The organism is Arthrobacter sp. BG5 (genome assembly GCF_056680155.1).
In genome coordinates this window covers 3,330,961-3,343,718 of the sequence record NZ_CM155268.1, presented here as the reverse complement: position 1 = coordinate 3,343,718, position 12,758 = coordinate 3,330,961, and the positions used below count along the sequence as shown (strand labels likewise).

The 12,758-nt window shown below is 67.6% G+C and carries 9 protein-coding genes, 3 tRNA genes and 1 pseudogene; 2 read left to right on the top strand and 11 right to left on the bottom strand.

The window, feature by feature from the left end:
* Nucleotides 1-6: 6 nt before the first annotated feature.
* The 6 genes and pseudogenes from AC1MBE_RS15280 to AC1MBE_RS15255 all read right to left on the bottom strand — a co-directional run bounded on the left by AC1MBE_RS15280 (nucleotide 7) and on the right by AC1MBE_RS15255 (nucleotide 5,604).
* Entirely contained in the window at nucleotides 7-1,197 is a 1,191-nt protein-coding gene (locus tag AC1MBE_RS15280) for an acyl-CoA dehydrogenase family protein (RefSeq protein ID WP_479779390.1), read from the bottom strand.
* Nucleotides 1,198-1,527: 330 nt separating this feature from the next.
* Nucleotides 1,528-1,601: transfer RNA gene (locus AC1MBE_RS15275), tRNA-Ile, on the bottom strand.
* A gap of 106 nt (nucleotides 1,602-1,707) precedes the next feature.
* Nucleotides 1,708-2,907 (bottom strand): glycosyltransferase, encoded by a 1,200-nt coding sequence (locus AC1MBE_RS15270; RefSeq protein WP_479782645.1) that lies wholly within the window; start codon nucleotides 2,905-2,907, stop codon nucleotides 1,708-1,710.
* Nucleotides 2,908-3,015: 108 nt separating this feature from the next.
* Nucleotides 3,016-3,921, bottom strand: a complete 906-nt coding sequence (locus AC1MBE_RS15265; RefSeq protein ID WP_479779388.1) for a DMT family transporter — start codon at nucleotides 3,919-3,921, stop codon at nucleotides 3,016-3,018.
* Between the two features lie 137 nt (nucleotides 3,922-4,058).
* Nucleotides 4,059-4,661, bottom strand: a pseudogene (locus AC1MBE_RS15260) (CDP-alcohol phosphatidyltransferase family protein); the annotation flags it as partial.
* Nucleotides 4,662-4,716: 55 nt separating this feature from the next.
* Nucleotides 4,717-5,604 carry a phage holin family protein gene (locus tag AC1MBE_RS15255; RefSeq protein WP_479779387.1) on the bottom strand — a complete coding sequence of 296 codons (888 nt, stop codon included), beginning with the start codon at nucleotides 5,602-5,604 and terminating at the stop codon, nucleotides 4,717-4,719.
* Nucleotides 5,605-5,958: 354 nt separating this feature from the next.
* Here AC1MBE_RS15255 and AC1MBE_RS15250 point away from each other — a divergent pair, with 354 nt between their 5' ends.
* Nucleotides 5,959-7,182 (top strand): multidrug effflux MFS transporter, encoded by a 1,224-nt coding sequence (locus AC1MBE_RS15250; RefSeq protein WP_479779385.1) that lies wholly within the window; start codon nucleotides 5,959-5,961, stop codon nucleotides 7,180-7,182.
* A gap of 220 nt (nucleotides 7,183-7,402) precedes the next feature.
* Complete coding sequence (locus AC1MBE_RS15245; RefSeq protein WP_479779384.1) at nucleotides 7,403-7,810, top strand: hypothetical protein; 408 nt, start codon at nucleotides 7,403-7,405, stop codon at nucleotides 7,808-7,810.
* A gap of 91 nt (nucleotides 7,811-7,901) precedes the next feature.
* On the opposite strand, the gene AC1MBE_RS15240 is transcribed toward AC1MBE_RS15245, so the two are convergent.
* From AC1MBE_RS15240 to dusB, 5 genes are all read right to left on the bottom strand, one after another.
* Nucleotides 7,902-7,974 (bottom strand) — tRNA-Asn (locus AC1MBE_RS15240).
* A 148-nt stretch (nucleotides 7,975-8,122) separates the two neighbouring features.
* Nucleotides 8,123-8,195: transfer RNA gene (locus tag AC1MBE_RS15235), tRNA-Asn, on the bottom strand.
* A 75-nt stretch (nucleotides 8,196-8,270) separates the two neighbouring features.
* Complete coding sequence (dnaG, locus tag AC1MBE_RS15230; RefSeq protein ID WP_479779382.1) at nucleotides 8,271-10,232, bottom strand: DNA primase; 1,962 nt, start codon at nucleotides 10,230-10,232, stop codon at nucleotides 8,271-8,273.
* A gap of 52 nt (nucleotides 10,233-10,284) precedes the next feature.
* Nucleotides 10,285-11,574: a deoxyguanosinetriphosphate triphosphohydrolase gene (locus AC1MBE_RS15225; RefSeq protein WP_479779381.1), complete on the bottom strand. Its 1,290-nt coding sequence runs from the start codon at nucleotides 11,572-11,574 to the stop codon at nucleotides 10,285-10,287.
* Nucleotides 11,567-12,745 carry a tRNA dihydrouridine synthase DusB gene (gene dusB / locus AC1MBE_RS15220; RefSeq protein WP_479779379.1) on the bottom strand — a complete coding sequence of 393 codons (1,179 nt, stop codon included), beginning with the start codon at nucleotides 12,743-12,745 and terminating at the stop codon, nucleotides 11,567-11,569. The genes AC1MBE_RS15225 and dusB overlap by 8 nt, the downstream gene beginning before the upstream one ends.
* Nucleotides 12,746-12,758: the final 13 nt, after the last annotated feature.

The window sequence follows — 12,758 nt, the reverse complement described above, 5'->3', positions numbered from 1 at the left end:
GAGCGGCTAGACGATGGCCGAGATCCCGGTGATGGCCCGGCCGGTCACGAGGGTGTTGATCTCGTGGGTGCCTTCGTAGGAGTAGATCGCCTCGGCGTCGGAGAAGACCTTGGCCATCTCGTAGTCCGTGACGATGCCGTTGCCGCCCAGCAGGCTGCGGCCGATGGCGACGCTTTCGCGCATCCGCGCCGTGGTGAATGCCTTGGCCAGGGCCGACTGCTCGTCCTTGGCCTCGCCGGCATCCTCGAGCTGGGACAGGCGGACCATCATGCCCATCGAGCTGACGGCGTTGCCGAGAATCTGCACGAGCTGGTGCTGGACCAGCTGGAAGGAGGCGATCGGGCGGCCGAACTGGCTGCGCTCGACCGCATAGCGGCGGGCGACGTCGAACGCGGCCAGTTGCTGGCCGACGGCCTGCCAGGCGACGGCCAGGCGGGTGACCTTGAGGACCTTGTTGGTATCCCGGAAGCTGTTGGCGTTGGCCAGCTTGAAGAAGTCCGGCACCACGACGTTCTCAAGGGTGATGTCGGCGTTCTGCACGGTGCGCAGCGAGATCTTGTTCTCGATCTTGGTCGCGGTGTAGCCCTCGGTCTTGGTGTCCACGAGGAAGCCCTTGACCTGGTTGTCGGCAAGGTCCCGGGCGTAGATGACAACCCAGTCGGAGAAAGTGGCGTTGCCGATCCAACGCTTGGCGCCGTTGAGGACCCAGCCGTCGCCCTCACGCCGGGCCGTGGTGCGCGTGCCGCCGGCGACATCGGAGCCGCCCAAGGGCTCGGTCAGGCCGAAGGCACCGATCTTCTTCAGCGAGTAGATGTCGGGCAGCCAGGCCTCCTGCTGCTCCTCCGACGCGAGCGCCTCGATCGAGCCGGTGAAAAGCCCGTCATGCACGCCCAGGAAGGTGGCGATGGAGGTGTCCGCGCGGGTGGCCTCGGCGTGCAGGATGCCGGCGAAGAGGTTGGAGTAGCCCTGGCGCTTGACCGGGCTGACCAGGTCGATCTCCGCCAGTTTGGGGATCAGCTCCATCGGGAATTCGCCGCGGTTCCAGCAATCCACCGCGATCGGCTTGACCTCGCGGGCCAGGAACTCGCGGACCTCCGCCAGCCGGTCCCGCTCCTTGCCGCTGAGCAGCTGCTCGAAGGCGAAGAAGTCACCGTCGGCGTAGGGGAGGTTGTTGACGTCGATTGCAGCTTTGGACATGTTGTTCCTTCACTTGTGATCAGCAGCGACCAAAAGGGCGCGGGCGTCGCGCCGCGGGGATGTTACTCACCAGTAACATATCCCAGCATTTGGCCGGGTGGCAAGTGACGCGGCACACGCCCGGAAGTGGCTCCGCTTCGTGCGGGCGCTGATGCGCGGGCCGGGCGGGACGCACGCGGGGTGCCGGACGGGCGGGACGCACACGGGGTGCCGGGCCGCACGGGGGTGCCGGGCGGTACGGGAACGCAAAAAGGGGCCGCGGCCGGCGTCGTACGCGCCTGCTGCGGCCCCGGGGACACGGCGGGTGTCCAGGTCGTTCCACTTGTGATGTAGGGCTACTCGGACTTGAACCGAGGACCTTAGGATTATGAGTCCCGCGCTCTAACCAGCTGAGCTATAGCCCCAAGGGCCGGGACGGCCGGGCCCCGGAGGTCCGGACCGTTCCGGGCAAAAACACTCTAACAATAGTAGTCGCCCTGGCTCGGGGCAACCGTCGCAGCCGGGGTGCGCCTAGACGACGAGGTCGTCGTAGCTGGCGCCCCGGTAGATGTCCTCGAAGGTCTGGAGCGTGCGTTCAATGCTGTGGCTTTCCACCATGCTCCGGCTGGCTTTGCCCATGGCGGCCCGCTCGTCGGCGGGCAACGACAGCACACGTTCGATCTTGGCGGCCAGGTCGCCGCTGTCGTTCGGCGTGAACAGGTAGCCGTTCTCGCCGTCGTGCACCAGGTGTGGCAGGGCCATGGCGTCGGCCAGCACCACCGGGGTGGACGCGGACATCGCTTCCAGGGTTACCAGGGACTGCAGCTCGGCCGTGCCGGGCATGCAGAACAGGTCGGCGCCCAAGTAAGCCCGGCGCAGCTCCTCGTCGCTGGCCAGGCCAAGGAACTTCACCCGGTCCTGCAGGCCGAGGCGCTGCACCTGCGCCTCCAAGGCGGGCCGCACCTCGCCGCCGCCGACGATTTCCAGGTGGACGTCCAGCGCGGCCGGGGTCTTGGAAACGGCGTCGATCAGCACATCAATGTGCTTTTCCTCCGCGAGGCGGCCCACGAACAGCACGGTGGGGCTGGCATGGTGCACCGCTTCCTCGCCGGGCTTCAGTTCGTAGGCGGCGGCATCAATGCCGTTGGACAGCGGCAACACCTTACGCAGGAAGGCGTGCTGGTGCATGGCCTTGGCAGCGAGCGGAGTCGGCGTCGTGACAACGTCGGCCTGACCCATGACCTTGCCCATGTCGCGCCAGGACACGCGGCCCACGATGTCCTTGAACCACTGCGGGAACGGCAGGAACGGGTTGAGGTTCTCCGGCATGAAGTGGTTAGTTGCGACGATCCTGATGCCGCGCTTTATCGCCTCGTAGAGGACGTGTTCACCGATCATGTAGTGGCTCTGGATGTGCACGACGTCCGGCTGGATCCGGTCGAACAGCAGGCTGATTTCCTTCTTGATTTCCCACGGGAAGGTGATCCTGAAGTATTCGTGGGTGGGTACCGAGTGTGAGCGAAGGCGGTGCACGGTGGCCTCGTCACGGAACTCGCTGAAGCTCTTGCCCTTCCCGGGCCGGCACGCCAGGACGTGGACGTCGTGGCCGCGCCCCGTCATGCCCTTCGCCAGACGGTAGCCGAACTGCGCGGCACCGTTGACGTGCGGCGGGTAGGTATCCGCCGCGATCAGGATGGTCAGCTTTTTGTCGGGTTGGTCGTTCTCGGGCATGGTCACGGGGATAGCTCCTGGTGGTCACGGTGCGGTCAGCTGGGCTGTAGTGGCCGGCTGGCCGGGGGCGCTGGCGCGGTGCCTGCGCCTGAAGTCTGCGGCGCCGCCCTAGGACAGCCGTCCCGCGGCCTTTCGCGCGTCCTTCTTGCGCTTGGTGACCTCGGGGTGGTGCCGGGAAAGAGCGATCACTCCCACGATAGCAAGGAGTGCCGCCGTGCCCATGGCAATCGCCGTCACGGCGTGGACGTCGGGCCGCAGTTCCCCCAGGATCACGATGCCGATCGCGATGCCGATGATCGGGTCGATGACCGTGAGGCCGGCGATCACGAGGTCAGGTGGTCCCCCGGAGTAGGCGCTCTGCACAAACCAGGAGCCCAGGCCGCCGGCGGCCACGATCGCGACCAGCGTGTACCACTGCACATTGAGCAGGAACTGCCCGTTCGGGTCGAGCAGGTGCTTGCCGATGATGCGGGTCAGGACGGCTACGAAGCCGAACAGCACGCCGGCGCCGAGGATGTAGACAAAGGCGCTCATCCGGTGTCTGAAGAGCAGCGCCAGGGTGCCGAAAAGGCCCACGGCCAGGGCCAGCAACAGCACGATGGTCAGTTCGTCCGAGCCGCTGACGTGGTGGTTTTCCTGCGTGACGTTGACGGCGAGCACCACGAAGAGTGCCGATCCGGTGACGCAGGCGGTGATGGCCACGACCGTGGCCCGGTTCATGCTGAGCCCTTGGTCCTTGGCATTGATGATTGTGGTGATAACCAGGGCAATCGCCCCGATCGGCTGCACCACGGTGAGGGGTGCCGAGACGAGTGCCACGGCGTTCATCGCCGTGCCGACGCAGAGCAGCAGCAGGCCGAGGACCCAGCGCGGGTTGCGGATCAGGCGGAGCAACCCGTGGGAGCTGAGCGCCAGGCCTCCGGTGTCCGCTTTGACGGCGCTTCCCTGCCGTTGGGCGCCGAAGGCCAGGAAGAAGGCGCCAAGCACCGCCAGGACAACTGCCAACCAGACCATCAGCGCGGGCCGCCGTCGCTAGTGCCGCCGTCGTTAGTGCCGCCGTCGTTAGTGCCGCCGTCGCTGGTGCCGCTTGCCTTGCTGCCGCCGCCGTCGTGAGCGGGCCGACCGCCGGGGTTCGCGGTGGCGACGTTGCGGGACCTGAGTTCTTTGCCCTTGCGGATGATGGCCCAGAAGTAGTTGTAGGCGGCGATCCAGTGCCCCACCAGGCCCAGCCCCAGGAAGATCCAGGCAGCCACGAAGTAGGCATCCGTCCCCGGAATGGGCAGCTTGGACAACACCAGCAGCGGCGTCCCCACCAGCAGCAGCGCGGTGCGGATTTTGCCGATCCGGCTCACGGGCAGGTCGGGGTGGCTGTGGAAATAGAAGAGCGAAATGGAGAGCAGCACCAGGTCCGGAACGAGCAGGGCCGTCAGGTACCACCATTCGACGACACCGGCGATCACGAGGGTCACGGCGACGGCAATGAGGGACAGCCGGTCCGCGATCGGATCCATGATGCGGCCCAGCTTGGACATCTGGTTGAACCGGCGGGCGATGTAGCCGTCCACCCAGTCGGTGCTGCCCATGATGGCCAGCACCAGCGCGGCGGTGCCGTACTCCTGCTTGGCGAGGACCAGCCAGATAAACAGCGGGACGCCAAGGAACCTGACCACGGTCAGCAGGTTGGGAACGGTGAAGACCAGGTCGTGATGGATCTGCGGCTGCCCCGGCCGCGTGCCAGCGCCGATGAACCTCATCCGTTCCCCCTTTCCACAGCCGGCAACGAGTTAGCGTCGGAGTCCAGGGTGCGGCCTAGCCCTTGAGCAGTCGGCGCAGCATGACCACGAGGGCAGCCGTCGAGGCAGCGAGGGCCGCCAGCGGCTTCCAGCGCTTGGCGAGCTCGTCCGCCACGGCGGACACGCCGGCGTTGCCGGCGGTACCGGGGGTGCCGGTGGTCTTGGCCTGGCTGCGGAAACCGGCGATCTTGTCGTCCACGAGCTCCTTGCCTTCCTCCAGCTTGTGCTGGGTGGCGGCAAAGAGGATCTGGGCCTGGGTCTTGACGTCGAGTTCCTGCCCAAGTTCGTCGCGGACGCCGGTGAGGTGCTGGCGGCGCTGGTCGAGGCGGCGGCGCAGCTCTGCCTCGGTGGGGGCGGGGCCGAGGTCGGGCTGTTCGGCAGCTTTCTTGGCTTCCTTCTCGGCCTTGGCCTTGGCCGCAGCCTCGTCCTTGGCTGCCTTCGCTGCCTTGGCCTGCGGAGAATTGGGGTCCAGGACGGCGGCGTCGAAAGATGAACCTTCCTTCGCGATGCCAAGATCGTACTTGAGGCCGCGGATGGTCTCCTCGGGGAGCAGCGGCATCGCCTTCTTGAACCGGCTGTAGCCGATCAGGCCTACGATCAGGGCAATCACCAGGAAGGCGGCGCAGACCAGGAGGGCTGCGAGCCAGGCCGGCATAATCGTGGCCAGGCCCATGATCGCAGCCACGATGAGCCCGATCACCAGGAACGCGACGAAGACGAGTGCGACGGCCAGGAAGGCCGCCGCGACGCCGAGCTGGATGCCCTTGCGCTTGAGTTCCGCCTTGGCGAAGGCAATCTCGTCGTTGAGCTGCCGGGGTGCCAGTTTAAAGATCAGTTTTACGGTCTTGGGCAGCGCGGAAAGGCGCAGTCCCCCGTTTGTCCTGCCGGTGTGCCGTCCGCTCATCGGGTCCGCCTAACTGGTTCCATCTGTGATTCCGCTTCCGCTGGATTGCCGGGGCGGTGCGGTTTCCCGCACGCCTTGGTGTCAAAACTACCATTCAGGGTCCGGACGGCGCCGCGCGGGCGGCCGCAACGGGGTGTGGCGTGCAGGTGCACCGCGGTTGCGGAACCGGCGATGCGCGCCGTCGGGATCTACGGGGGGCTTTCGGCTGGCTCCGCGGCGCGCTCCAGCTCGCTCCGGCGGAGTCCGCCGCGCGGACCGGGAGGCCTTCGCCGCGCGGACCGGGCTGACTTCTCTTCAGGGACGACGGCGGGTGGGCAGTTTGTCCTGCGCGGCGCGGGCCTAGGATTGACCTCTGTGCATACACCCAGCAATCCCGGCGATTCCCTGACCCGTCGTCGTAAGCTCCTCTACATCCTGATGCTCGGTGCCTTGACGGCCCTTGGGCCGTTCACGGTGGACCTCTACCTCCCGGCGTTTCCCGCCCTGGAGGCGAGCCTTGGCGTCACCGAGGCCGCGGTGCAGCTGACGCTGACCGGCACAACCGTCGGTTTCGCCCTGGGCCAGCTGGTGGTGGGGCCGCTGAGCGACAAGTTTGGGCGGCGGATTCCGCTGATCCTGGCCACAGCGGTGCACATCGGCGCCTCACTTGGCGCTGCCCTGTCCACGGACATCGCCACGCTCGGCCTGTTCCGGGTGCTGATGGGAATCGGTGCCGCCGGCGGAGGCGTGGTGGCGATGGCGATGGTGCGCGACCTCTTCAGCGGCTACGCGATGGTCCGGATGTTTTCCCGGATGGCGCTGGTCAACGGGCTGGCCCCCATTTTGGCGCCGGTGATCGGATCGCAGTTGCTGCTGCTCATGCCGTGGCCGGGCATCTTCTTCTTCCTCGCCAGCTACGGCACCTGCGTGATCATCGCGGCCCTGTTTGTGGTGCGCGAAACCCTGCCGCGCGAACTGCGCGGCATCACCGGACTGACGGTCCGCCAACGTTACGGCGTCCTATTCGCCGACCGGATCTTCGTGGGCATGCTGCTGCTGGGCGGCATGAACTTCGGCGGCCTCTTTACGTACCTCTCGGCCTCGCCGTTCCTCTTCCAGGACGTGTACGGCTTCTCGCCGCAGCAATACGGCCTGCTGTTCGGTATTAACTCGCTGGGGATCGTGGCGGGCGTCCAGACCAGTTCCCGGCTGATCAAACGCGTCCCGCCGCAGTGGATTCTGGCCTGCTCGACGGCGTGGATGTTCCTGATGGCGCTGCTGATCGTGGTCTTCGACCAGCTTGGCTTTGGCCTGTGGGGCGTTATGGTGCCGCTCTGGTTCTACATCCTGGGCGCCGGGTTCACCTTCCCGTGCGTTCAGGTGCTGGCCCTCGCCAACCACGGTGCGCAGGCGGGAACCGCCGCTTCCCTGCTCGGTGCCGCGACCTTCCTGATGGCCGGCATCATCTCCCCCGTCGTAGGCTGGCTGGGCCTTGGCTCGTCGACGCCGATGGGCGCCGTCCAGGCCGGCTGCATCCTGCTGGCCGCCGCCTCCCTCTGGTTCGTGGTCCGTCCGCGGACCGTGCCCTCCATCCACTAGCGAGGCCCGCTCCCGCCGACGGACCGAAGTGGCATGTCCACCGGCCGGCACGTGCACCGGACACGCTCCCCGAGGGACATGCCCAGCCTCCGCAACCAACAATGGGCAGAACGGGCATATGCCCACCCTTCGACGCGCAGGAGGGGCATGTCCCCTGGAGCAGGATGCGCGGGGCCATGCTGCCCTGTTCGTGGCCCGTGGCTGGCGATAAAGTTGTTGTGTGCCTGACTGGCAGGACCCTCCTCCCCTACCGGCCACGTGGCAGCGGTGCGACGACGGTATTCTGCCCCTGTGGTGGGAGCGGCTGTGCTCGCAGACCAGCCCCCAGTCGGCGGCCCTCTATGCGGCCGGGCTGTTCACCGAGGACCGGCGTCGACCGATCGCCCAGTGGTACAACCCCGCCTACGATTCAGCCTTGCTGGTCGCCCCCGAGACCTCCCCCGAGTGGCCCGTGCAGCGTTTCGGCATCTTCTACGCGCCCCCGCGCGGCGGCTTCACCCGCGTGCATTCCTCCGCCCACGAATGGCATCCGCGGGAACCCCGGCAGTCCCCCACCGAGGACGAGGCCTTCCAGGCGGCGGTCACCGAGGCGGAACGGTTCCTGCAGGTCGAGATGTTCTTCGTCTGATGTGCCGTGCCTGGCCCTGGTGTGGCGGGGAAGGACACAGCAAGAAAAAAGGCCCCGCAGCCGGTTATTCACCGGCCGCGGGGCCTGTTCGCTCCTCCTGCTGGACTTGAACCAGCAACCCTTCGATTAACAGTCGAATGCTCTGCCAATTGAGCTAAGGAGGAATGAAGCAGGTATGACATTAGCAAAGGTTTTACCGCTAAGGAAATCGGCCGGGGCGTCGGCAGGGCACCCGGACTCCGAACCCGGAACATACCCCCGCCGGGTATAGAAAAAGTCCCCGTCCCGGTGACCCGGAACGGGGACTGCGCGCTCCTCCTGCTGGACTTGAACCAGCAACCCTTCGATTAACAGTCGAATGCTCTGCCAATTGAGCTAAGGAGGAATGAAGCGGATATAAGCCTAGCAAACACCGCGCCGGGAAGTGAAATTGGCACCCGGCGGGACGCTGTAAAACGACCTAGGAGTCCATCCGGAGCGAACGCCGCTGCATCTCCAGCTCCATCAGCTCCCGGTTCAGCCGCTGGAACTCCTCGGGGTCCGCCGAGGCGTCCAGGCGCTGCAGCTGGCCCATCTTGTCGGCCTTGACCCGGGTGATCTGCAGCTCGAACAGCCGCGCCAGAATGTCGCGGCAGTACCGCTGGACCGCTTCGGCGGTGCTCGCGGGCAACGGCACGACGGCGAGCTCGGACACCAGCGGCCGGAGCGGCTCGGGGACTTCCTGCAGCAGCTGCTCCACCCACCGCGCTGGGTCGCCGATGGACCCCTGTCCGGTGGCCCGGATGGCTTCGTGGATGGCCAGGTAGGCCGGGGTGGAGAACCGGGCCTCGGAGAAGCGCTGCCAGGTGGCCCCTTCGAGGCTTGCCGGCTCCTGCAGCACGACTTCGAGCGCTTGGCGTTCCATCGCGGCCACCGGATCGCGCGGGTCCGGGCGGTTGAACGCCGGCAGCGTGGCCGACGGCGGCAGGGGCGCCACGCCGGGCGCGGACCCGCGGCCCGGCCCGCCCCCGTGGCCCGCCCCGGCGGGCCGGGCCAGGTTCTGGCCTGAGCCTTGGCTGTAACCCTGCCCGGAGCTTCCGGACGGGCCCTGGGCGGCACGCTTGGCTGCGGCACCGACGGCCCGGCTGACTTCCTCGACCGGCATGCCGAGCCAGCCGGCCAGTTCGCGCGCATACGCCGGCCGGATGCCGGCGTCGCGGATCTGCGCGACCACGGGAGCCGATTCCCGCAGTGCCGCGATGCGTCCCTCCACGGTGTCCAGGTTGTGCCGCCTCAAGGTTGCACGGATGGCGAACTCGAACAGCGGCCGCCGGGTGGCGATCAGGTCACGGACGGCGGAATCGCCCTTGGCCTGGCGCAGCTCGCAGGGGTCGGACCCGCCGGGTTCCACCGCGACATAGGTCTGGGCAACGAAGCGCTGGTCCTCTTCGAAGGCCCGCAGCGCCGCCTTCTGGCCGGCGGCGTCGCCGTCGAAGGTGAAAATGACTTCTCCCCCGCTGCCGTCGTCGGAGAGCAGCCGGCGGGCGATCTTGATGTGTTCGGTGCCGAACGCCGTGCCGCAGGTGGCGACCGCCGTCGGGATCCCGGCCAGGTGGCAGGCCATCACGTCGGTGTAGCCCTCCACCACCACCAGTTGGCGGTCCTTGGCGATGTTCCGCTTGGCGAGGTCGATCCCGTAGAGGACCTGCGACTTCTTGTAGAGCGCGGTCTCGGGCGTGTTCAGGTACTTGGGGCCCTGGTCGTCCTCGTAGAGCTTGCGCGCGCCGAAGCCGATCGTGTCTCCGGCAATGTCGCGGATGGGCCAGATCAGCCGGCCGCGGAAACGGTCGTAGATCCCCCGGCCGCCTTCGGAAAACATGCCGGTGAGCTTGAGTTCCGCGTCGGTATAGCCGCGGCCGCGGAGGTGCTTGAGCAGTGAGTCCCAGCCCTGCGGCGCGTAGCCGACGCCGAACTGTTCCGCGGCGGCCCGGTCGAAGCCGCGGCCGTAGAGGAAGTTCCGCCCCTCGGTGGCGCCGGGGGTCAGCAGTTGGGCGCGGAAGAATTCGTCGGCGATCTTGTGCGCGTCGAGCAGGCGCTGGCGGCGGCCGATTTCCTCCCGGTTCGGGCCCGAGCCGCCGTCCTCGTAGCGCAGTTCGTAGCCGATCCGGGCCGCGAGCTTCTCCACCGCCTCGTGGAAGGTGGTGTGGTCCAGTTTCTGCACGAAGGAGATGACGTCACCGTCTTCGCCGCAGCCGAAGCAGTGGTAGCGGCCCACCTGGGGGCGCACGGTGAAGGAGGGCGAGCGCTCGTCATGGAAAGGGCACAGGCCCTTGTAGGACCCCAGGCCGGCGCCCTTGAGCGTCACGTAGCCGTCGACGACTTCCTTGATGTCGGTGCGCTGGCGTACTTCGTCGATATCTTCGCGTTTGATCAGGCCGGCCACAGTGCCATCCTAGTACCGGGGTACGACGCCGGGCGGCGGCTTATGGCGCCGGTCACCACAGCGACGGCAGGCTGCCGACGAGGCGTTCGTACATCGCCAGCGCTGAGCCGTCGGTCAGCGAGGCCACCTGGTCGATGACGACGCGCAGCCGTGCGCCGTCGTCCGGCGCGGCCCGCCAGTCGGCGGCGAACATCGGCTCCAGGTTGCGGTCACCGGTGGCGCTGAGCGCGGTCACCAGTGCGTGCAGGACCTCGCGCTGGCGTTCGTAGATGGGCTGCCTGTGTTCGGTGGTCATCACAAAGGTGGTGGCCAGGCCCTTCATCACGGCGATCTCCATGACGGTCTCGTCCGGGACGATCAGTTCGGCGTTGTAGCGGGTCAGGTTCTCCGGGCCGTAGAGGGCACGCGTGGTCTCGAGTGCGCTTTGGCAGAACCGGCCGATCAGTTGGCTGGTCATGTCTTTCAGCGCGGCCATGGACTTGCGGCTGCCGTCGGCCTCGCGTACCCACACGCTGGTGGCTTCGAGCCGGGCCAGGGCGGCGTCGATGGCGGCAGGGTCGTTGTGCGGCAGGTACCACTGCTTGGCGTAGCCCACCACCCGGGCCCGGTGGTCCGGGTTGTCCATCCAGCGCAGCTGGAAGTGCCCGGCGACGATCGCGTCCTCAACGTCGTGCACCGAGTAGGAGATGTCGTCCGCGAGGTCCATGACCTGGGCCTCGAGGCAGGAACGGCGCTCGGGCGCGCCTTCGCGGATCCAGTCGAAAATCGGCAGGTCGTCCTCATAGGCGCCGAACTTGCTGGTCCGCTGGCCGTGGATCACCGGGGCGTTCTCCGCCGACCACGGGTACTTCGCGGCCGCGTCGAGGCTGGCGCGCGTCAGATTGAGGCCGGCGGGGCGGCCGTCCGGGGCCAGGACCTTGGGTTCCAGCCGGGTCAGCAGGCGCAGGGTCTGGGCGTTGCCTTCGAAACCGCCGATCGCGTGAGCGACCTCGTTCAGGGCCGACTCGCCGTTGTGGCCGAAGGGCGGGTGGCCGAGGTCGTGGCTCAGGCAGGCCGTGTCCACCACGTCCGGGTCACAGCCCAGGGCGCGGCCCAGTTCACGGCCCACCTGCGCGACCTCGAGGCTGTGGGTCAGGCGGGTGCGGACGAAGTCGTCCGTGTCCGGCGCGACCACCTGGGTCTTGGCGCCCAGCCGGCGCAGCGCCGAGGAGTGCAGCACGCGGGCGCGGTCCCGTTCGAAGTCCGATCGGTAGGTGCTCTTGGGTGGTTCCTCGACCCAGCGGGCGCAGTCGCGGTCCACGTAGCCGTCCAGCACGGGCGCGGAAGTCCTGGTCTCAGCCACCGGAGACGTCCAGTTCGGCGAAGGAGATATCCCGGGACTGCTCCGAGTCCAGGCTGCGGTTGAGCAGCCAGTCCTTGGGCAGTGCGGGCTTCTTGGGTGAACCGGCGCGGCCGCGGGGGCCCTCGGCGTCGGCGCCCGGGTAGGGCGAATCGAGGTCCAGTTCGTCGAGGGTGCCGCGCAGTACTTCAAGGCTGGTCACGAGCGCCAGCCGGTTGCGCAGTTCGCTGCCCACCACGTAGCCCTTGAGGTACCAGGCCATGTGCTTGCGGATCTCGCGCAGGGCCTTGCCCTCGTCGCCGAAGGTCTCGACCATCAGCTCGGCGTGGCGGTAGATGCTTTCGGCCACCTGGCGCAGCGCCGGCGTGTGCCGGGCGTCGCTGCCCTCGAAGGCGGCCATAAGGTCCCCGAACAGCCACGGCCGGCCCTGGCAGCCACGGCCGACCACCACGCCGTCCACGCCGGTTTCGCGGACCATCCGCACCGCGTCTTCGGCGGACCAGATGTCCCCGTTGCCGAGCACCGGGATGTCCGGGAGCGCTTCGCGCAGCCGTGCGATGGCGGACCAGTCGGCCTTGCCGGAGTAGAACTGCGCGGCGGTGCGGCCGTGCAGCGCGACGGCGGCGACGCCGGAATCGCGGGCGATGCGCCCGGCGTCGAGGTAGGTGAGGTGGTCATCGTCGATGCCCTTGCGCATCTTGATGGTCAGCGGGATGTTGCCTTTTGAGGCTTCCTTGACCGCGGTCTGGACGATCGAGGTAAACAGGTCCGTCTTCCAGGGCAGCGCCGAGCCTCCGCCGCGCCGGGTGACCTTGGGCACCGGGCAGCCGAAGTTAAGGTCGATGTGGTCGGCGCGGTCTTCCTCGACCAGCATCCGGACGGCTTGGCCGACCGTCACGGGGTCCACGCCGTAGAGCTGGACGGAGCGGACTTTTTCATCCTCGTCGTGCGAAATGATGCGCAGTGATTCGGGTGTGCGCTCCACGAGGGCCCGGGAAGTGACCATCTCCGCCACATACAGGCCGCCGCCGTATTCACGGCAGAGCCTGCGGAAGGCGGAGTTGGTGATGCCCGCCATCGGGGCCAGGATCACGGGGGTGTCCACCGTGAGCGGGCCCAGCTTCAGGGGCGGCAGTTCCAGCTTGGGGGCAGGAGGCGTTGCTACAACAGTCACCTGTCCATTGTCT

What these genes read in the sequence shown, in the direction of transcription:
- AC1MBE_RS15280 (WP_479779390.1), bottom strand. Translation starts at nt 1,197, where the DNA reads ATGTCCAAAGCTGCAATCGACGTCAACAACCTCCCCTACGCCGACGGT.
- AC1MBE_RS15270 (WP_479782645.1), bottom strand. Translation starts at nt 2,907, where the DNA reads ATGCCCGAGAACGACCAACCCGACAAAAAGCTGACCATCCTGATCGCG.
- AC1MBE_RS15265 (WP_479779388.1), bottom strand. Translation starts at nt 3,921, where the DNA reads ATGGTCTGGTTGGCAGTTGTCCTGGCGGTGCTTGGCGCCTTCTTCCTG.
- AC1MBE_RS15255 (WP_479779387.1), bottom strand. Translation starts at nt 5,604, where the DNA reads ATGAGCGGACGGCACACCGGCAGGACAAACGGGGGACTGCGCCTTTCC.